This window comes from Mesorhizobium sp. ES1-1, from assembly GCF_020164785.1.
Classification (GTDB): Bacteria; Pseudomonadota; Alphaproteobacteria; order Rhizobiales; family Rhizobiaceae; genus Mesorhizobium.
Map to the genome: position 1 here is coordinate 93,408 of NZ_JAIUGX010000006.1, position 20,658 is coordinate 114,065.

14 protein-coding genes are annotated in these 20,658 nt (G+C 61.1%); 6 read left to right on the forward strand and 8 right to left on the reverse strand.

The genetic code is table 11. From position 1 onward, the window contains the following. The first annotated feature begins 350 nt into the window (after positions 1 to 350). The 3 genes from LB513_RS12195 to LB513_RS12205 all read left to right on the forward strand — a co-directional run bounded on the left by LB513_RS12195 (position 351) and on the right by LB513_RS12205 (position 5,265). Positions 351 to 2,528: a thiamine pyrophosphate-dependent enzyme gene (locus tag LB513_RS12195; RefSeq protein WP_224663958.1), complete on the forward strand. Its 2,178-nt coding sequence runs from the start codon at positions 351 to 353 to the stop codon at positions 2,526 to 2,528. 28 nt (positions 2,529 to 2,556) lie between these two features. Then, the gene (locus tag LB513_RS12200) at positions 2,557 to 4,170 is read left to right on the forward strand and encodes an ABC transporter substrate-binding protein (RefSeq protein WP_224663760.1); all 1,614 of its coding nucleotides are present in this window, start codon (positions 2,557 to 2,559) and stop codon (positions 4,168 to 4,170) included. Between the two features lie 135 nt (positions 4,171 to 4,305). Further along, on the forward strand, positions 4,306 to 5,265 hold the full coding sequence (locus tag LB513_RS12205; protein ID WP_224663761.1) for an aminotransferase class IV: 960 nt from the start codon (positions 4,306 to 4,308) through the stop codon (positions 5,263 to 5,265). Between the two features lie 35 nt (positions 5,266 to 5,300). Here LB513_RS12205 and LB513_RS12210 read toward each other — a convergent pair whose 3' ends face one another. Beyond that, positions 5,301 to 6,584 carry an aminotransferase class III-fold pyridoxal phosphate-dependent enzyme gene (locus LB513_RS12210; protein ID WP_224663762.1) on the reverse strand — a complete coding sequence of 428 codons (1,284 nt, stop codon included), beginning with the start codon at positions 6,582 to 6,584 and terminating at the stop codon, positions 5,301 to 5,303. 348 nt (positions 6,585 to 6,932) lie between these two features. Between LB513_RS12210 and LB513_RS12215 the strand changes: the two genes are divergently transcribed. Genes LB513_RS12215 through ligD (LB513_RS12225) form a run of 3 tightly spaced genes read left to right on the forward strand, consistent with a single transcriptional unit; the run spans position 6,933 to position 9,712 of the window. Beyond that, on the forward strand, positions 6,933 to 7,805 hold the full coding sequence (locus tag LB513_RS12215; protein WP_224663763.1) for a Ku protein: 873 nt from the start codon (positions 6,933 to 6,935) through the stop codon (positions 7,803 to 7,805). A gap of 12 nt (positions 7,806 to 7,817) precedes the next feature. After that, complete coding sequence (locus tag LB513_RS12220; RefSeq protein ID WP_224663764.1) at positions 7,818 to 8,627, forward strand: Ku protein; 810 nt, start codon at positions 7,818 to 7,820, stop codon at positions 8,625 to 8,627. Then, a complete protein-coding gene (gene ligD / locus LB513_RS12225) occupies positions 8,627 to 9,712 on the forward strand; it encodes a non-homologous end-joining DNA ligase (RefSeq protein WP_224663765.1) in 1,086 nt (361 codons plus the stop codon). Before LB513_RS12220 ends, ligD (LB513_RS12225) begins: the two co-directional genes overlap by 1 nt. Here the strand turns inward: ligD (LB513_RS12225) and ligD (LB513_RS12230) are convergent, their stop codons facing one another. The 7 genes from ligD (LB513_RS12230) to LB513_RS12260 all read right to left on the reverse strand — a co-directional run bounded on the left by ligD (LB513_RS12230) (position 9,713) and on the right by LB513_RS12260 (position 20,322). After that, positions 9,713 to 12,355, reverse strand: coding sequence for a DNA ligase D (ligD, locus tag LB513_RS12230; RefSeq protein WP_224663766.1), 2,643 nt, complete (start codon positions 12,353 to 12,355; stop codon positions 9,713 to 9,715). It abuts the gene before it with no gap. A 109-nt stretch (positions 12,356 to 12,464) separates the two neighbouring features. Then, positions 12,465 to 12,896, reverse strand: coding sequence for a DUF1810 domain-containing protein (locus LB513_RS12235; RefSeq protein ID WP_224663767.1), 432 nt, complete (start codon positions 12,894 to 12,896; stop codon positions 12,465 to 12,467). Positions 12,897 to 12,961: 65 nt separating this feature from the next. Beyond that, positions 12,962 to 14,095 (reverse strand): response regulator, encoded by a 1,134-nt coding sequence (locus tag LB513_RS12240; RefSeq protein ID WP_224663768.1) that lies wholly within the window; start codon positions 14,093 to 14,095, stop codon positions 12,962 to 12,964. Between the two features lie 8 nt (positions 14,096 to 14,103). Next, positions 14,104 to 14,643, reverse strand: coding sequence for a chemotaxis protein CheB (locus tag LB513_RS12245; RefSeq protein ID WP_318011188.1), 540 nt, complete (start codon positions 14,641 to 14,643; stop codon positions 14,104 to 14,106). A 23-nt stretch (positions 14,644 to 14,666) separates the two neighbouring features. Further along, a complete protein-coding gene (locus LB513_RS12250; protein WP_224663770.1) occupies positions 14,667 to 15,506 on the reverse strand; it encodes a CheR family methyltransferase in 840 nt (279 codons plus the stop codon). Beyond that, the gene (locus tag LB513_RS12255; protein WP_224663771.1) at positions 15,503 to 18,952 is read right to left on the reverse strand and encodes a response regulator; all 3,450 of its coding nucleotides are present in this window, start codon (positions 18,950 to 18,952) and stop codon (positions 15,503 to 15,505) included. Before LB513_RS12255 ends, LB513_RS12250 begins: the two co-directional genes overlap by 4 nt. 1,031 nt (positions 18,953 to 19,983) lie before the next feature. Continuing rightward, a complete protein-coding gene (locus tag LB513_RS12260; RefSeq protein WP_224663772.1) occupies positions 19,984 to 20,322 on the reverse strand; it encodes a hypothetical protein in 339 nt (112 codons plus the stop codon). Positions 20,323 to 20,658: the final 336 nt, after the last annotated feature.

A 20,658-nucleotide genomic window follows, 5' to 3' on the forward strand; every position in this document is an offset into this window, starting at 1 on the left:
TAACTCCAAAACCTTCCGCGTCTTCAGCCGGACAAACAAGCGAGCGGCTCCGGCAATCTGCAGCAGGCGTGCTGCCCGGTAATGCGCCTTTTATCGATTATGGCTGGTCCACGACCAGGCGGCGATTTTCTGTTGCGGCCAAAAAATCTGCTCTCTATAGTCGATAAACGGTTGTGAAATTAAATTCCACACATGAGTTTTCCGGTGTGAGCAGCGTGAGCCAGATCGTTGTGCGAAGTCCGCCCGTGGACGTCGGAGGAACGGTGGATATCCACCTCCAGAAAGCATGCAATGCCCCCAGCCAGAGCCGAGGAGCATGGCTTTGCGTAAGCGCCATGGGAGGGCTCTAGCTGGTGCGGAAGCATGAACTGAGGCCATCGGCGCCCTGGTACAGGATCGAAACCGACGAGGCGGATTGGGCCGCCGTGCCGGAACGCGACCTCGTTCAGCTTTACAGCCAGATGCAGCTGATCCGGCGCTTCGAGGAGAAGATCCTCGAACTCGAAAAGTCGGGCCTCGTCCACGGCCCTGCCCATGCCAGCATAGGCCAGGAGGCAGCGGCCGTCGGCGCCATGTCGATCCTGCGCGCCGACGACCAGATCAACGGCACGCACCGCGCCCACCACCAGGTCCTGACTAAACTCGTCAATGCGCAGACACAGACCTATTTCGATATCCGCAGTGCCGATTTTACAGAGCCGATGAGCGAAGCGGTCTACCGGCTGATGGCCGAGATCATGGGGTTGCTGCCGGGCTATTGCGGGGGCCGCGGCGGCTCGATGCATATGCGCGACGCGGCCTCCGGCGTGGCCGGAACCAGCGCGATCGTCGGCGGCAACATTCCGCATGGCGTCGGCTACGCGCTGGCGGATCGGGTGCTTGGCCGCGACGGGATTTCGGTGACGTTCTTCGGCGACGGCGCTTCGCTGCAGGGAGCGACCTATGAATCCATGAACATCGCCGCCGCCTACAAGCTGCCGGTGATCTTCTTCGTGGAGAACAATCTCTACGCCGTGTCGACGCACATCGACGACGTGACTGCGGAGCCCCGTATCGCCTCGCGCGGCCCCATGCTCGGCTTCACCGGCATCGAATGCGACGGCATGGATGTCGTGGCGGTCCACCAGGCAATGGCCGACGCGCGCGCGATCATCCGCGAGGGGCGCGGGCCGGTGGTGGTCGAGGCGAGATGTTATCGGCATTTCCACCAAAGCGGTGGCAAGACGGGCAGCGAGTTCGGCTACCGCAGCCGCGAGGAAGAACAGGAGTGGCTCAAACGCGATCCGTTGCGCCTTGCCGAGCAGCGCCTGGCGGCACTCGGCATACTGGACAGCGCCGGCTTTGCCCATATCGATGCAAGCGTCAGCGCCGTGGTGCAGGCGGCCGCCAACCGGCTGACGGAAACCATGCCGGGAAGCAATCAGCCGCGCATCCCCGAAGCCCTGTGGCCCTCGCCACAAAGCGTGGATGATGGGATCCTGGCGGACCCATCGGAAAGCGCCGGCCTGAAATATCGCGAGATCGAGGATTTCGCCGAGGGCGAACTGGTCAAGACCCGGTTCGTGACCGCTGCGGGAGAGGCGTTGAGCGCTGCAATGGCCGCGGATCCCACCATCATTGTTCTTGGCGAGGACGTGCACCGTCTTCGCGGCGGGGTCAGCGGTTTCACACGCTCGGCCCTGGAACAGTTTCCAGGCCGGGTTCTGGCGATGCCGATCGCGGAAAACGGCTTCACAGGCGTGGCACTCGGTGCTGCGCTGCGCGGGTTGAGGCCCGTGGTCGAAATCATGTTCGGCGACTTCTGTCTCGTCGCCGCCGACCAGATCGGCAATGGCATCGCCAAGGTGCGCCATATGTTCGGCAGCGGTTTCCCCGTGCCGGTCGTGCTGCGTGTGCGGGTGTCGCCCCACACAGGTTACGGCTCGCAGCATTCGGGTGACCCGTCGGCGCTGTTCAGGCTTTTCCCCGGCTGGCACATCGTGTCGCCGACCAGCCCGTTCGACTATGTCGGGCTGCTCAACACCGCGCTGAAATCCAACGATCCCGTAGCCATCATCGAGCATGTCGAATTCTACCAACGCGAGGGAATGGTGCCGCGCGACGAGCGCGACTATTGCATCCCGCTCGGCAAGGCCAAGATCGTGCGATCAGGATCGGCCTGCACGGTTCTGGCGACCTCTGCCATGGTGCCGACGGCGTTGAAGGTCGCCGAGGAAACCGGCATCGATGCCGAGATCATCGACATGCGCAGCGTTGGCCAACTCTCCACGGACTGGCCGCTCGTTCTGCAATCCGTCGCAAAGACAAACCGGGCCATCATAGCCGAGCAGGTCTCCAGCGGCTTCACGCTCGGGCGCCACTGGATCGCCGAGATCCAGTCTCGCGCCTTCGATGATTTGGATCATGAGATACTTCACGTGACAGGCAGCCTGTCGGCTCCCGTCGTATCGGCCGTCCTGAACAAGGCCGCGCTGGGGTCGGCCGACAAATTGCGGAGCGCGATGGAGTTGATTACCGAGACTGCCTAAACTGACCAAAACGAAGAGGAGCACGATAATGAAAATGGGGAACATCAATCAATTCTCGAAGCTGCGCTGGAAAAGCCTTGCTTCGGCGACAATGCTGCTGGGCCTGGCAGCGATCGCCACGCCCGCTGACGCCAAGACGCTGGTCATCGCACGCGACATGGACATCAACTCGCTGGATATCACGCGGGGCTGGTGCGACACCTGCATGATCTACAACGCGGCGGTCTATGACGGCCTTCTCGGGCTCGACGCTAAGAACAAGCTGGTCCCTGTTATCGCGGAAAGCTGGGAAGCAAGCGCCGACCAGACGACCTTCACTTTCAAGCTGAACCCGAAAGCCAAGTTTTCCGATGGTTCGCCTGTCGAGGCCAAGGATGTCAAATGGTCGTGGGAGCGGCTAAAGAACATAAAGGGTAGCCCCTCCGACCTCGCCGCTTCGATCGCATCGATCGAAACGCCTGACGCGGCAACCGTCGTCGTCAAGACGGCGGCGCCGAATTCGGAACTCCTGAACGTCCTGGCGGCCAGCTATTTCGGCGTCGTCAACAGCGATGTAGCCCAGGCCGAAGGCAAGGCGTCGTCCGCCGCCGATGCCGCGACGACCGACCAGGCGGAACCCTGGTTCCTGGCGCACTCGGTCGGCGCCGGTCCGTTCGTGCTGGAATCGTACCAGCCTGGCGCCGAACTGCGCCTGAAGCGCAATGAGAATTATTGGCGCGAGCCGGCAAAGGTCGACGAGATCGTCATCCGCCAGGTCGGCGATGCCGTCGCGCAGGCTCAATTGCTGCAGAGCGGGCAGGCTGATGTGGCCATGAACATCGATCCGGAAACGGCCAAAACGCTGACCGGCGACAATGTGAAAGTCGAGTCCGCGCCTTCCAACAATTTCGTCTACATGACGCTGAGCCCCGGCGCGGTGTCGAACCCCGTGCCGATGACGCCGGAAATCCGCGAAGCCATCTCCATGGCAGTCGATCGCAATTCGCTGATCGAGTTCACGCTCGGCACGGGCAATGGCCGTCTGATCTCCGTGCCCTTCCCGCTCGATTTTCCTGGCGGCGCGAACCACCCAATTCCGGAATACAATCCGGAAAAGGCCAAGGAAATGCTGGCGAAGGCCGGTCATGCCGACGGATTCACCCTCGACGCGACCTACCCGAAGCTGAACGTCTATGGCGTCGACTTCACGCTCGCCATGCAGAAGATCCAGCAGGATCTGGCAAAGGTGAACATCAAGCTGGAATTGCAACCGGTCGAATTCCCCAACTGGCGTGAGAAGGCGACGAAGGATCACATCCCGCTTTCGTTCGTTTTCTTCGCACCGGATTTCTACGGCACCTCGCAATATGTTGGCTATTTCGGCCTGGCGCCCGATTCACCCTGGGCAAAGCGTGGCGGCGGCGAACGCGACCCTTCCTTCCTGTTGCCCGAGACCAAGACCATGCTCGCGGAAGCGTTGAAGTCGACGCCGGAGAAAGCCGAGAAGATCTACTTCGACATCGGCGAGAAGATCCGCGCCCAGAATGTGATCATTCCAATGATCAGCCCGAACACCATTCTCGCCTTCGGCAGCAAGGTCCACGGGGTACGCAATTCGCCGAGTTCCAACGTTCCCCTCTACGAGATCTCGATCGACAATTGAGACGCCGAAAGCAGTCGGAGAAAAGGCCCCCTCGCGGGGCCTTTTTTTTGGTCCTAGACCAGAATTAAAGTTGACTGATCAGCATCTTAGGAACAAATTTACATAATCAAAAAATATCCACTTTCGGAGATTGCGGTGTCCTATACGGATTTCATTTTCACTGACTACCGAAAGCGGGTGGCGGAGTTGCAGGCGAGCGACAATCCGCTCTCCCAAGGGGTCGCCTATATCGAGGGCGAGCTTTATCCCATCAACGAGGCGCGCATACCGATACTGGACCAGGGCTTCCTGCACTCCGACCTGACCTACGACGTGCCGTCCATATGGGACGGTCGCTTCTTCAGGCTGGACGACCACCTTGACCGGTTCGAACGCAGCCTGAAACTGCTTCGTCTCCGCAGTCCGCTGGACCGCGATGCAATTCGCCAGAAGCTGGTAGAGATGGCTGCGAAAAGCGGTATCCGCGACGCCTATGTCTGCATGATCGTGACCCGCGGGCTGAAATTCATCCGCCAGTACAGTCCAGAAGAGATCGAGAACAATCTCTACCTCATCGTACAGCCATTCCTTTGGGTCATGGGCGAAGAGATGCAGAAGACCGGCGGATCGGCGATCATCGCGCGCGACGTGCGGCGCGTGCCGCCGGGGGCGATCGATCCAACCGTCAAGAACCTGCAATGGGGTGACTTCGTGCGGGGAATGTTCGAGGCGCGAGACCGCGGCGCCAACTATCCCATCCTGACCGACGGCGATGGAAACCTGACAGAGGGGTCGGGATTCAACGTTTGCATCATCAAGAACGGCATCCTGCGCACCCCGAAGCGAGGCGTTCTCGAAGGCGTGACGCGCAAGACGGTTCTTGAGGTTGCCCGCGCAAACGGCATCGAATGCCATGTCGAGGACGTGCCCGTGAGCGCCGCCTATGATTGCGACGAACTGCTGTTCGTGACCACCGCCGGCGGCGTCATGCCCATCACAACGCTTGACGGAACGCCCGTCGGCAATGGCGGTGTCGGGCCGCTCAGCAAGACGATCTGGAAGGCCTATTGGGAAGCGCACTACGATCCGATGCGCAGCTTCGCAATCAACTATTGACGGTCGCGGAAAAGCCGGTCCGGCTTGCCCCGCCCTTAACGGGCCAGCTTCAGCCGGGCGAGTACCAGGGGGTTCTCGTTCGCCGGAATTCGCGTACGGTCTGCCTTCAGTTCTGCAAAAGCGCGTTCGCTCGCCTGCAACGTCTGGTCGATGTCGGCGGCCGTCATCGCCGCATTCAGGAACATGTTGTGATAGGGGTGCAAATAGACGCCATGTTTAAGCGCGTTCGACACCCATGCATATCCGAGCCGCATGTCGGGATCCTCGTGAAACAGGATTTGCGGCATCTGGGATGGACCTGTCTGGCGCAGCGAGAAGCCAAAGGCGGCAGCCTGCTCGTGCAGCCCGGCGCGTAGCCTGTCGCCCAGCTCGACCGTCTGTTCCAGATATCTGGTTTCTCGGATAAGCCGCAGCGTCTCGACGCCGGCCGCCATCGGTACGGCGGAGAACCAGAAGGATCCGGTCGCAAAAATAGAACGCGCCGCTGCATAGAACCGGTGCGAGCCGACCATGGACGAAATCGGATGCCCGTTGGCGATCGCCTTGCCCCAGCAGCTGATGTCCGGCTGGACGCCGAGGATCGACCAGGAGCAGTCCCGAGCCAGCCTGAAGCCGGCGCGGACATCGTCGACGATGAGGGCGACATCCTGGGCGTCGCAAATCTTGCGCACGGCTTGAGCAAACTCCACCGATGGGATCATCTGGTCGGAGAACACTTCGTGCCGGAACGGCGTGGCGAAGATACCGGCCAGATCGCCGTCCGCCTGGCGCACAGCGGCCTCCAGGGTTTCGATGTTGTTGTATTCATAGGTGATGATGTTGCGGCGGTCGTCATCGACGATGCCGGTGCGGTTGGGCGTGCACCATGGCTGGCTGCCGTGGTAGGCGCCGACCGCCACGATGATCTTGCGACGCCCGGAATAGGCGCGCGCCGTCGTCATCGCCATCGTGGTCGCGTCACCGCCATTCTTGCAGAACATCGCCCAATCGGCATGCGAGATCATCGACACCAGCGCTTCCGCCAGATCGACCATGACATGAGAAGGGCCGGTCATCGTATCGCCGAACTCAGCCTGCTTGCGCGCTGCGGCGTCGATATCAGAATTGCCATAGCCGAACAGGTTCGGCCCGTAGGCGCTCATATAGTCGATATATTCATTGCCATCCACGTCCCAGAGCCGTGCACCCTTCGCACGGCTGAAGAACTGCGGGAAATCGGCAGGCAAAAGCGCGGTCGATTCATGACCATACATACCGCCGGGAATGACACGCCGCGCCCGCTCTACCAGTTCGGAATTCTTGTCGTTCGACCAGGGCATCGCGAGGGGCCTCCATTGAGCAGACCGGCTATAGCAAGACAAATATCCACTATCAACGCGAATCGGGCGGCGGCCCCAAATTCCCGCTGGGGCGGCACGGCGGCGGGCCCGCAGGCCCCCCAAGTTGGCGAGGCCTGGAACCCGACGATGATCCTCGCGAGGTGGGGACGCAACCAGTGTCGTTAGGTGCTGTCTGCCGCGATCGGGCATCGCCGGGTGCTTGCCGGGGACAGCGAGTTGGCGCCAAATTCGAGCTAAGCTCTTGAAAACAGATTCATTTCGACTCGGAACATAGTGGCGGGACGTAGCTTTAGTGACTCGTATAAGTTGTGTCGGAGTGCGGGTATCATGGTTGCGGCGGCGCGTGCCAATTGGAAGGGCTATATCAAGTTTGGCGAAGTAGCCTGCGCTGTCGCGCTCTACACGGCGGCTTCGTCATCGGAGCGGATCGCTTTCAACACCCTCAACAGAACGACCGGCAACCGCGTGCGGCGCGAATTCATCGATAGTGAGACGGGCTACCCGGTCGACCGCGAAGATCAGGTCAAAGGCTACGAGATCGAGAACGGCGATTACATCGTGCTCGAGCCCGACGAGGTCGCGGCGGCAGTGCCCAAGAGCGACAAGACGCTCAAGATCGAGGCGTTTGTCCCCTGCGACGAAGTCGACGACGTCTATTTCGACAAGCCCTATTACCTGACACCAGACAAAATGGGGGCGGACGCCTTCAGGTTGCTGCGCGACGGCATGCGGCAGGCCAAGGTCGTCGCATTGGCGCGGACCGTCCTGTTTCGGCGTCTGCGGACAGTGTTGATCCGTCCGCATGGCAAGGGCCTGATAGGGACGACGCTGAATTTCGATTACGAAGTCCGGTCTTCCAAGGAGGCCTTCGACGATGTGCCGGCGATGAAGATCGAAGGCGAGATGCTGGATCTCGCCAAGCACATCATAAACACCAAGAAAGGCTCATTCGACGTCAAGGCCTTCGACGACCGCTACGATGCCGCTGTCGCTGAACTCGTCAAGGCGAAGATCGAAGGCCGCACGCTTCCGAAAAAGAAGACTCCACCGCCCTCCAAGGCCAGCGACCTGTTGCAGGCGCTGCGTCAGAGCGCCGGTTTAGGCCTGGGCGGCAAGGAAAAGCGGCCTGCGAGCAAGGCACCCGTCCCCGCAAACGCAAAGCAACCCAAACGAAGTGCCGGCTCCAAGCGCGCGGCGTGATCGGAGAACAAGATGGCCTTGCGTCCCTACTGGAAGGGCTACCTGAAGCTTTCCCTCGTCACCTGCCCGGTGCAGATGACGCCGGCGACCTCCGGCAGCGAAAAAGTGCGCTTCCATACGCTGAACCGCCAGACCAGCAATCGCGTCATCAGCCATTATGTCGACGCGGTCAGCGGCAAGGAGGTCAAGGAAGAGGACGAGGTAAAGGGCTATCAGCGAGGCGAGAACGACTACATCCTCCTTGAGGAGGAAGAGCTCGAAAACGTCGCCCTGGACAGCACAAAGACCATCGACATCAACGTCTTTTCGCCACGCGATACGATCGAATGGATCTGGCTCGACACGCCCTATTACCTTTCGCCGGACGATCCGGTCGGCCAGGAAGCTTTCTCGGTAATACGCGACGCCATGGCTGCCGAAGACATGGTGGGCATTTCCCGCCTCGTCCTGGCGCGCCGCGAGCGGGCCGTCATGCTGGAACCGCGGGGCAAGGGTATTGTCCTGTGGACCCTGCGCTATGGCGACGAGGTGCGCGACGAGGACAGCTATTTTAGCGGTATCGGGGACGCGGTCTCCGACGCGGAGATGATGCCGCTCATCAAGCAGCTTATCAAGAAGCAGACCCGCCACTGGGACAGCAAGCTGGTATCGGACCCGGTGCAGGACAAGCTCCTCGAAATCATCGAGGCGAAGCGCAAGAAGACGAAGCGGAATGGCAAGCCCAAGGCCGCGGCAGGCAGGGCCCCCTCGGGCAATGTCATCAACATCATGGATGCCCTGCGCAAATCCGTTGAATCTGAGAACCGGCCGGGCAAACGGTGATGGCCGGCGTGCGGAAACGGCAAGCGTCCGCTCCTGCCATATCCGCGTCATCACAAGCGACGGTTGCGTCGCGGCGGGCGCTTCCCGGGCGCCATGCCAGGCAGGCTGATCCACAGCAAGATCCCATGCCACCGCACGATCCCATGCCACAGCGCGTCGAACCCTGCCTGGCATTGCTCAAGTCGAAAGTGCCAGCGGGGCAGGACTGGATTTTCGAGATCAAATGGGACGGCTACCGGCTCGCGGTGCATATCGAGCCGTCCGGCGTGCGCATCATCACGCGTGGCGGGCACGACTGGACGCACCGGTTTCCCGCCATCGCGGCTGCCGCAAGGCAGCTGAACGTCCAAACGGCCATTCTCGATGGTGAGGCAGTCGTGCTGAAGGGCGACGGTCGCTCGGACTTCGGAGCCCTGCAGCAGTCGCTGGGCGGGCGCGGCGGCAAGAGGATTTCAACGGAATCCATTCTCATGGCTTTCGATCTCCTCTATCTCGACGGACATGACCTTACCGGGACGGAATTGTCGGTGCGCCGCCATCTGCTCGAGGACCTCGTGACAGCTGATGGCGACGGTGCAATTCGCCTTTCGGAAGAGGTCGAAGTCGACGGAGCCAGCCTCCTGGCACGCGCCTGCCAGTTGGGCCTCGAAGGCATCATCGCCAAGCAGCGCGGCCAGCCCTACCAATCGGGCCGGACCGGAGACTGGCTGAAGATCAAGTGCATCCAGAGCGAAAGCTTCATGATCGTGGGATATGAAGCCTCGGCCGCCGCGAGGGGTGGCATCGGCAGCCTCCTGCTTGCCGGCAGGCGTGGCGATGGGTGGGTCTATGTAGGCTCGGTCGGAACCGGATTTAGCGGCCAGGTCGCGAAGGATCTCCGTGGCGCGCTCGACGAACTCAGGACACAGACGCCCGCCGTGCCCCTCAAGGGCAAGAGGCTGGTCTTTGCCAAGCCTGTGCTGGTGGCGGAAATAGAGTTTCGTGGGTGGTCGCAGGATGGGAAATTGCGGCACGCGTCCTACAAGGGTTTGCGCGACACGCATGACAATACGGCCGTGTTTACCCTCGCCGAAAACGATGCCTGATCAAGCCGCTTGTTTCATCGACCTCGACAGCCGCCGGATGGCGTCTTCGAGGGGCCTGTAGCCATCCTCATAGTCCTGCCATGCGGTGGTCTTTGCCAGCAGGGCCGGAACGGTGCGGATCGTGAAGCGCTTCGGGTCGAGATCGGCCTTGACCTGCGTCCAGGTGAGAGGCATCGAGACTGTGGCGCCTGGCCGGGCGCGGGGCGATAGGGGCGCCACGGCTGTCGCCATGCGATCATTGCGCAGGTAATCCAGGAAAATGCGGCCGTGCCGCTGGTTCTTCGCCATCTTGATCAGGTAAAGTTCCGGATTGTCGCGGGCCATCTGCAGGCAGACATCATGCGCGAAACCCTTGGCTTCGGGCCAGGAGAGCTTCTTGCGTTTGGCTACGGCGAGAGGCGTAACCACGTGAAGCCCCTTCCCGCCTGTCGACTTGCAGAAGCTGACAAGCCCAAGCGCGTCGAGCCGGTCGCGCATTTCCCGCGCCGCCGCTACCACGGTCGAAAAAGGCACGTCCGGGCCTGGATCGAGATCAAAGACAAGTCGGCCGGGCACTTCGGGGTGTTGCGGCTGACAATTCCAGGGGTGAAGTTCCATGGCGCCAACCTGGGCGACGGCAATGAGGCCCTCTATGCGGTCGATCTGAAGGTATGGCTTCCTGTCGCCGAACACCGTCACGAGCTCCAACAGGTTAGACGTCCCGGGCATGGCGTGGCGCTGGAAGAACTCCTCGCCGCCGATGCCGTCCGGGGCGCGGATGATCGAGCATGGCCGCCCTCTGATGTGGTCGATCAGCCATGCACCGACCGCTTCATAGTAGCGAGCCAGATCCTCCTTCGTCACCGGCGTGTCGTCATTGGCATCGGGCCACAGGGGCTTGTCGGGGTTTGAGACAAGCACACCCATGACCTCGGCCTTGCCGCCGCGCCTCGGCGGCTTGGAAGAGGTGGTTGGGGCCGGCTGGCGCACAGGGGTTTTCGCAGGAGGCGCCGGCTTCTCCGTCTCGACCTCATTGGCAGGCTTGTCTTCTCTCAGGCCCTTGAATGCCGCCTGGCGCACGAGACCGTCGGTGGTCCAGCCGGCAAACTCGATTTCCGCGACGACTTCCGGCTTTAGCCATACAACGCCGGGCTCCTTCTTCGGCGCGCCTATCCCGGTGAACGGCGACTTCGCCGCCTCGACCGCTTTCAGCCTGGGAAGCAATTCCTTGACCTTGGCAGCGCCATAGCCGGTTCCAACACGCCCGACATAGACGAAATTGTCGCCGCGATGCGCGCCCACCAGCAAGGACCGGAATTTGCCGTTGGTCGTCGCATAGCCGCCGATGACGACCTCATGGCCGGCGCGGCATTTCGATTTTGCCCAGGTTTCCGTGCGGCCTGATTGGTAAGGGGCGTCGGCGCGTTTCGATACGATGCCCTCGAGCGAAAGGCGGCATGCCGATCGGAGAACCGCGTCGCCGCCGGTCTCGAAATGTTCGACGAAACGCAGGCGTGGGTCCTCGCCGGCGTCCTCCAGGAGCTGTTTCAAGCGCGCCTTTCGGTCAGCCAGGGGAGAGGCCCGCAGATCCTCGCCGGCTTCGAACAAAAGGTCAAAGGCAAAGTAGACAAGTTCATCGGTCTTGCCCTCCGACAGAGCCGCCTGAAGGGCGGCAAAGTCCGGCGCGCCGTTATCGTCCAAAGCGCAGATCTCGCCGTCGATGATTGCGTCCGGAAGCTTGGCGGCGGCGCGTGCGATCGCCGGATATTTGGCCGTCCAGTCGAGGCCCTTGCGGGTCTTCAGCGTCGACTTCCCGTCAAGCACCCGCATCTGGATGCGGTAACCGTCGAATTTGATTTCGTGGAGCCATCCGCCACCCGATGGAGGACGCTGCAAAGTCTCGCATAGCTGAGGCTCGATGAAATCGGGAAGATCGACGACAACCCCCTGCTGCCTGCCTTTTGCTTTGGCGCTCGCTTTGCGCGCCGTTGCCGCCAGGCCCGTACTGCTGTCCCAGATCGCGTCCGCACCCATGTCCCCGCCCTTCAGCATGAAGGGCTTGGGTTTGCGGCCCTTGCCAGCGGCGATCGCATCCATGCTCCGCCCCGAAGCAACGGAGGTGTCATTCTCTTCCAGGATTGCCGCGCCATTCGCCTCCACCGAAAAGTCGTCGCGATGCTTGATCAGGAGCCAGTTGGTGCGCTTGCCCCGCTCCCGGTCATGCGCCATGCGAACCAGCACGAAGCTGCCATGCAACCGCTCGCCCTCCAGCGTGAACTTGAAATCACCTTTTGCGAGCGCCTGTTGCGGACTTTTCTTCCCTTCCGGCTCCCAATAGCCACGGTCCCACAACATGACCGTGCCGCCGCCATATTGGCCCTTGGGAATTGTGCCCTCGAAATCTCCATAGTCCAGAGGATGATCCTCCACTTCGACGGCAAGCCTCTTGTCATGCGGGTCGAGGGAAGGACCTCGTGTCACCGCCCAGGATTTGAAGACACCGTCCAGTTCAAGGCGAAGATCGTAATGCAGCCGCGTGGCGTCATGTTTCTGGATGACGAAGCGAAGACGGTTGGAAGGCTTGACCGCCTCCTGACCGCTCGGCTCCTGCGTCTGTCGAAAATCACGCTTCGACTTGTAAGTAGTGAGCTTGTCGCCGGCCATACGCGTCCCCAGGGTTCTCGCATAGTAAGAATGCCCCCGGGCGACACATGTTCCGCCGCGAGGCGGCTCCGCACAGCGAGCCGGACCCGAGGTACCGCGAGTTAAGTCTTCAGCCCTTCAGGATGTCCCTCGAAGCTTCATCCATCTTGCCGGCGAACCAGCGGTCCAGCGCCGCGCGGAAGGGATTGTCGGCGACCTGGCAGGCCATCGCAAAGAGCGACATCGACGAGTGAAACTTCAGGTCGTCCGGCGAGCCGAAAATCTCGCGCAGCGACAGACCGTTTGTGGCGAGTACCGTCCGCGTGGCAAGATCAAGGCGGGGGCCGAGAACAGGATGCGCCAAATAGGCGACGGCTTCGTCGAGCGATGCAATGCCGTAGAATTGCGCGGTAGATGACCTGCCAAGACCCCGCAATTGCGGAAAGATGAACCACATCCAATGCGTGCGCTTCCTGCCGTCGCGCAGTTCGCCGATCGCGTTTTCGAATGTGTCCGCCTGCGCGTGGACGAAGCGCTGCAGGTCGAATGGATCTTCTGCCATATGTCTGCCTTTGGCGCGAGGCCTACGGGACAGGGTGGAAGTTCGGTCCCGCAATCATGAGTGTCTCATGCGTTAGATGGCGTGGGCACAAGGCTTGCCAAGGGGATCTTGAGCAACAGGGAGAGCCCATCGCTTTTCCAATTCCTCTCGATGGTCCCGTTAAGGCCCCGCAACGCCACTCTTTCGAGCGTCGTTCCGAAACCCTCGCGCCCTGACCCTTCTGGCGAAGGGGGCGAGCCGCGCTCGTCCCAGGCAACATGAAGATCGGCGTCAACCCGTGAAACGTCGATCGTCAATCGGCCGGTGGGCGTCGACAACGCGCCATATTTCGCCGCATTGGTCGCCAGTTCGTGAAGCAATAGCGCAAGCGATGTCAGGGCACTGCCCAGAAGCGGCACGTCGGAGCCACTGACCAGGATGCGCGAGTGCTGCACATGTTCGTGTGGCGCCAAGATCGCTTTCATCAAGGCGAACACCGTCGTCTTGGTGGCGGCGGCGCCTTGATTGCTCAGGTCGGGCAGCGTCAAATCATGTGCGCGCCCGAGCGCGTGCAGGCGGGCCTTCAGATCCACCGAAAACTCCTGGACGCTCTTGGCGCTCTGGGCGCTGAGCGAGATCATGCCTGCGGTGACGCTGAACAGGTTCTTGATGCGGTGGTTTATTTCGCGCAGCAGCACCTCCTGCTGGGCGCGGGCGTCCTTGTGCTGGGTGATGTCATCCCTCAGCGTGACGAGGAATTCATCCTTCCGCCGCCCGGCTTCCCGCAGCGCCTGCGCTTGCGTCTCCAACTCGTCTCGTTGCGCAGCTATCTGCTGGCGCTGCCGATACAATTCAAAGAACACCTCCACCTTGCTGCGCAGAATGTCCGGCTCGATGGGCTTTTGGATGAAGTCGACGGCGCCGGCCTCGTAGCCCCGGAACCGGCGTTGGTTATCGGCGCTGCCGGCGGTCACGAAAATGATCGGAATGCGTCGCGTCCGTTCGTTGCCGCGCATCAGTTCGGCCAGTTCGAAACCATTAAGGCCGGGCATCTGCACATCGACAAGCGCCAGCGCGACATCATGCTGAAGCAGGAGTTCAAGCGCCTGGTCGCCCGAACGGGCTTTAAGAAGAACCAGATTCGGCCGGCGCAGCAGCGCCTCCAGGGACAGGAGGTTTTCCTCCAGATCGTCGACCAACAGACAAGTGACGGGATGCATGGCCGGTCTCAAACCTCTTGCAAATAGGCGGCTATGGCGCTCAGCGACAGGACGCTCGCAGTCGGACACATCGCAATGGCGGCTTCGGGCATCGCGGTTGCGAAAGCCCCCTCCGGGCTCTGAACGATACCGCTGCCACCCGCATCGACAACAGCCCGCATTCCTTTGGCGCCGTCATGGTTGGCGCCGGTCAGGACGATCGCGATCAAAGCCGGGCCATAGGCGTCGGCCGCGCTTTCGAACAGAACGTCGATCGAGGGGCGTGAAAACAGGACGGGTTCGTCGCTGGAAAGCGATAGATGTTTGTCGGCCTCCACCAACAGATGGTAGTCCGGAGGCGCGAAATAGACCGTCCCCCCAACGATCGGCTCCTTGTCTTCCGCTTCGCGAACCGGAACCCGGCATTTCGCCTGGAACAGTTCGGCAAGCACGCTGCGTTTGTCGGGGGGGATATGGACGACCACAATCACCGGCAGGCTGAAGCCTTCCGGCAGGGCTGGAAGAATAACCGACAGCGCATCCAGCGCGCCTGCGGATGCCCCAATCACGATGGCTCCCACCGCAGCGCCCATCAGTCGCCACGCCTTTGATAAATCTTCTCGTCACGCACGAAATCCGTAAAGGCCGCACCCTCGTTGGAAAAACGCAGGCTTTCCTTAGCGCCAAGGCCGAGAAAACCCTTCCTCGCCAGCGAATCCTTGAATAGGCCAAGCGCGCGATCCTGCAGATCCCGATCGAAATAGATCAGGACGTTCCGGCACGAGATCAAGTTCATTTCGCCGAACACGGCGTCGGTGACCAGGCTGTGGTCGGAGAAGACCACGTTGCGGCGCAGGCTCTTGTCGAACGACACCCTGCCATAGGCCGCCTGATAGTAATCGGACAGGGACGACTTGCCGCCGGACTTGCGATGGTTTTCCGTAAACAGCGGTATCCGGTCCATTGTAAAGATGCCTGCCTCGGCCTCCTGCAGCGCGTCCTGGCTGATATCGGTGGCATAGAAAAGGGTGCGGTCCTCGAGCCCTTCTTCCCGGAACAGGATAACGAGCGAATACAGCTCCTCGCCCCTGCTGCACCCGGCAATCCAGACCTTGAGCGAGGGATAGGTGCGCAAATGCGGGACGACCTTCTCGCGGATCGCCTTGAAGTAGGAGGGATCACGAAACATCTCGCTGACGTGGACGGTCAGATACCGGAGCAGATGCGCCAGCATGGCGGGATCGTGCAGGAGGCTTTCCTGCATGGCCGAGAAGGTCGGGAACCCCAGCTGCTCTCGACCCTGCTTCAGGCGACGTTTGATGGAGGCCATCGCATAGTTGCGAAAATCATAGTGATATCTCGTGTACAGCGCGTCCAGCAGGAGCCGGATTTCAATGTCTTCCGTCTTTTCCGAAGCAGTTGTGTCCGTCACTTAGGCATCCAGACCCGCACGAGGGACAGAAGCTTTTCCACATCCAGCGGCTTGGCCATGTAGTCATTGGCGCCGGCATCGATGCAGCGCTGCTGGTCATCGGGCATGGCCTTGGCGGTAAGCGTGATAATGGGCAGTTTCTTCCAGGCGGCGTTCTTGCGTATCGCCCGCGTCGCCTCGAGCCCATCCATGACCGGCATCATCACATCCATCAGCACGAGATCGATCGCCGAGCCCGCGCGGCTGGAGGATTTTTCCAATGCGTCCAGCGCCTCGCGTCCGTTGCGGGCAATCTCGACGACGGCGCCGCGTGGTTCCAGAATGTTTGTCAGCGCATAGACGTTGCGCACGTCATCCTCCACCACGAGGATGCGCCGCCCTTCCAGCAAGGCGTCCCGGTTTCGCGCCTTGCGGATCATTTTTTGCTGCTCGTCGGGAAGTTCCGAGACCACCTGATGGAGGAAAAGGGTGACCTCGTCCAGAAGGCGTTCGGGCGACTTCGCGCCCTTGATGATGATCGATTTCGAGTATTTGCGCAGGCGATGTTCGTCGGCCGCCGACAAGTCCCTGCCGGTGTAGACGATCACCTGCGGAAACGAATAAGCGGTTTCTCCGCTCAATGTTTCGAGCAATGAATAGCCCGACGCGTCGGGGAGCGACAGATCCAGCACCATGCAGTCGAAGGTCTGGCTCTTCAACAGCTCGAGGCATTCGGCCGCGGTTCCGGCAGTCACCGTTTCGACGTCGTGAGAGGTCAGCAGCTTCGCCATCGCCTCGCGCTGTACCCGATCATCCTCGACGATGAGCACGCGGTGCAGGCGTTGCGAGATCTTGGCCTCAAGCTTCTTCAGCACCTCGACCAGTTGTTCGCGCCTGACAGGCTTGAGGTCGTAGCCGACGGCACCGAGCGAGAACGCCGTTGCCGCGTGATCCCCGCCCGAGACGATATGGATGGGAATGTGGCGCGTCTCGACATCGTGCTTGAGCCGGTCGAGCACCGCCAGCCCGGACTGATCGGGCAGGCCGACATCGAGAATAATGGCGCTCGGCAAGAATTCCTTGGCAAGGGCCAGCGCTTCTTCGGCTGTCCCGGCCACGATCGAGCGGAATCCCATCTCGCGGGACAGATCGCGCAGGATGGACGCAAAGTTGGCGTCGTCCTCGATGACCAGAAGCACACGCTTGCCGTCGGATTTGCCGTCGGGCATTCCGTCCCGGTCGTCCTCGACTGTACGGGTCCGCGCCGGCGCCGCCGGGCGAGGTTTTTCGATACCGGGGAGTGCGGGCGTGGCAGCAATGTTTTCGAGCGCCTCGCGGGGCGCGACCTTGGACGGGTCATAGGACAGCGGAATCGTGATCGTGAAGGTGCTGCCCTGGCCGGGTTCACTCTCCAGCTCCATGGCGCCGCCCAGCAGGCGAACCAATTGCCGCGATATCGAAAGCCCCAGGCCGGTGCCGCCATATTTGCGGCTGATCGTACCGTCGGCCTGATGGAATGCCTCGAAAACGCTTTGCTGCTGCTCCTTGGCAATGCCGATGCCCGTATCCGATACGGCAAAGGAAATCTGCCCATCGTCGACGGCGCGTATGGAAACCGCGACCTCGCCCACCTCGGTGAATTTGAAGGCGTTGGACAGCAGATTCTTGAGCACCTGCTCGAGGCGCTGCGCATCCGTTTCTATGCTGTCGGGAAGGTCCGGCGCGATCTCGATCTTGAACGCCAGCCCTTTGTCCCGCGCAACGGGATCGAACATCTGGCGGATGCTGTCGGCCAGCCGACGTACAGCGACCGGTTCGGGCCTGATTTCCACATGGCCGGCCTCGATCTTGGAGAGGTCCAGTATGTCGTTGATCAGGTTGAGAAGATCATTGCCCGACGATTGAATGGTCTGCGCGTACTTGACCTGTTCGGCGGTGAGATTGTCATCGGGATTGTCGGCCAGCAGCTTGGCCAGGATCAGCGAGGAGTTGAGCGGCGTGCGCAGCTCATGGGACATGTTGGCAAGAAAGTCGGACTTGTATCGGCTCGCCTGTTCGAGTTCCCGCGCCTTGAGATTGACCGAGGCGTTGACGCGCTCCAGATCGTCGCGTTGCGCTTCCAGCTGCTGGGCCTGTTCCTCCAGCTGCGAATTTGTCTGTTCGAGTTCGACCTGCTGCAGTTCGAGCCGCGATTGGGATTCCTTGAGGGCCCGGCTTTGCTCCTCCAATTCCTCGTTCGAGACACGCAACTCCTCGCTCTGCGTCTGCAGTTCTTCCGACTGGCGTTGGGTCTGTTCGAGGAGGTTTTGCAACTCGCCACGGTAGTTTGCCGAACGCACCGCGATCGCGATCGCCGGCGCCGCCTCTTCGAGAAGGCTGACAACGCGCTCGTCGACGCTACGCAGGAAGCCAAGCTCAAGCACGGCGTTGACCCGCCTGTCGATGCTTGCGGGCAAGATGACGAGATGCTTCGGCCTATTCCGACCCAACGCCGAGCCAAATTCGAGGTATCCGTCCGGCACATCCGCGACAAGCATGGACCGGCCATCGGACACGGCCTGTCCGAGCAGGCCTTCCCTGCGCGAGACCTGCATCGGGACTTTGGCGTCGGTGGGGACGCCATAGGTCGCTGCGCGCCGATAGACGTCGCCGCTGCCGACAAACAGGGCCCCGGCGACGGCGCCAAGGTAGCTTGCGAGGAATTCCAGAATGCTGTTGCCGAGTTGCTCAACCTGCTGGTCGCCGATGATCGCGGAGGCCAATCCCACCTGGCCGGACTGAAGCCACTCCTCACGTCGACGCGCCAGCGTGGCCCTGCGCATCAGCAAGCCGATCGCGGCAGTCAGCACGATACCCAGCACGGCAGAAAGCAAGCCGCTGGCCAATGCGGTCCGCTGCGCCGAATCCATCTCGGCGAGCCGCCTGGAGCGAAGCGTCGCCTCTTCCTGGGCCATGGCAGCGAGCTGTGTGCGGATCGCATCCATCTCCGTCTTGCCGCGATCGGCGTTAACGACCGCCAAGGCGGCCTCCAGGCCCTGAGTACGGCGCAGTTCGATCGTCCTGGCGAGTTCGGCGAGTTTGGCTTCGACATGCAGTTTGAGCGCAGCGGTCGTTCTTTCCTGCGCAGGATTGTCGCGTGTCAGCAGCACGATCTCGTTGAGCCTTGCCGGGATATCAGACAGGGCGGCGCTGTATGGTTCGAGATATTTTTCATTGTTTGTCAGCAGGAACCCGCGCTGGCCCGTCTCAGCGTCCTGGGCACTGGACAACAAGCCATCGAGAGCCACGATGACGTCATAGGACTGAACAATCTTCTGATTGCCCTCGCGCACGGCCTGCAGATTGAAATAGGCAAGCGTGCCGCTTAACAGAAAGAAAACCACGGCCACCGCAAGGCCCAACGCGACAGCGGAGTCTAGCCCGAGCGTGCGTTCGGAACGACTTGAGAGAGAGCTTCGCATCATCATTTGGTCTCAAGAACTGCATGCCAGCGTCGAACAGACTTCTGCCAAGGCGCCAATGTGAGGGTTGGCGGGCGCCGAGCATCTGAACGGCCCTGACACCCCCGAATGGGATAAGAGCGATCTATATGTGTTGGAATTCGCCACCACAAGCAGGCTTTGACCTTAGGCTTTTACCAGCAGATGGCGTGCCCATGGCATCATGATTGGTACGTGCTCCGTTCGATCCTACCAAACACATAAGCGCAAAAGCCCGCCGACAAGAGCCAGCGGGCTGGTTTACCCAGAGACCTTGAAGCCCGTCCTAGCGCATGTCGCGGGCTCATCGCCGTCTGGAGATATTGTACGGGGCGGGATTGACTAGGCCGGGGCCGATCCAGGGGTTGCTTGGACCACAACGCGACGATGACCCGATCTGCGGCTTCGCGGCGGCAGTATCCGAGCCCGGTTCCTTTCCGCGTCAAGCAACTCCTGCTCGCGCTTCAAGCCATTCATGAACAGGGTCAATAACCGCGATCCCGTCCGTTCGGCCTCCCGCGAATTGAGCGACAGTCCATGTTCGGCACAAACTGCGCGGCACACCCGAGCGAGCATGTCGATTTCATTGGGTTCAAGGCACTGGCCAGGGAAAAGCATAGTCTTTCCTCCTCGAAAGCCTACCGCCCCCGGATATAGCAGCGACTGGATCGCTGCAAAATAAAATTTGATGGAAGGCCAGCCCAAAACACGAAAGCCCGCCGGCCGAAGCCGCGGGCTTTGTGATAAGGCGCGAACTTTGGCGATACTAGTTATGGAAGGCACGGCTCGGAAGGCGCGCATGATGCAGTGACGGCTGAAAGCTTATCTCGCTTGGTCAGCAGTGGCTTTTGATAGGTCTTCTTCATGGAGATTCCCCTTTCCGTTTCCCTCGACTTGGAAAGTGCCAAGAGCTTGGAAAGCTGTCAAGACAAACGCGATAGAGATCAGGCGACTCGCGGCCGCATCTGGGTTGGGGCGGATGCCATCGGCTCACACGTTACCAGACATCGACCGTAGCTTTACTTGGCTGTGAAGAATGTCAGCAGAACTTTGCCTTTGTCCCCTACCAAGCAAACGAACCGGTCCGCCGCGCCGGTCTTGCCATTTCGAGCAATATACGCCTCGCCGAGGACGACTATTTTGATTGGAACGTCCCCAACGGCGGTGTCAGCCTTGCTCATCGCGACACTTTCCATGTCGATGACGAGGTCGCTAATGTCCTTCGACTTTTCCTGAAGAGCCAACAGGCCGGTGGATTTGCAAGCGCTGATTGCCGGGTCGTCGGTTGTCTGCGCAAGGCAGCTTCCGGTCAGCAGGCCAAGGAGGACTGACGACGCCACAATAGTCTTTACCGGCATATGAGTTCTCCAACGAACGAGATGCACGACGAGGCGCACCGTTAGGTAAGCCACGGTCGAGACATTCGTTCCTTTCGTGGAGACAGACTGCCACGCCGACGTGCGCAAGCGCGACGCCGGCCCTTTTGCACCTTTGGGGGCTCGTGCCGGGCAGGTTGATCAGTTTCGGATTATCGGAGTACGGTCGCCTGATGACCGAATACGATAAGAAGCGCGGTAACCGGGGCGGCCAAGTGCTGTTCTGGCTTGTCTTCGTCCTGCTGCTGATCGCTGGCGCGATCTGGTGGGCGAGATAGCCATAGGGGTCGAGCGGCTCATAACTTCGATTGGCACTGG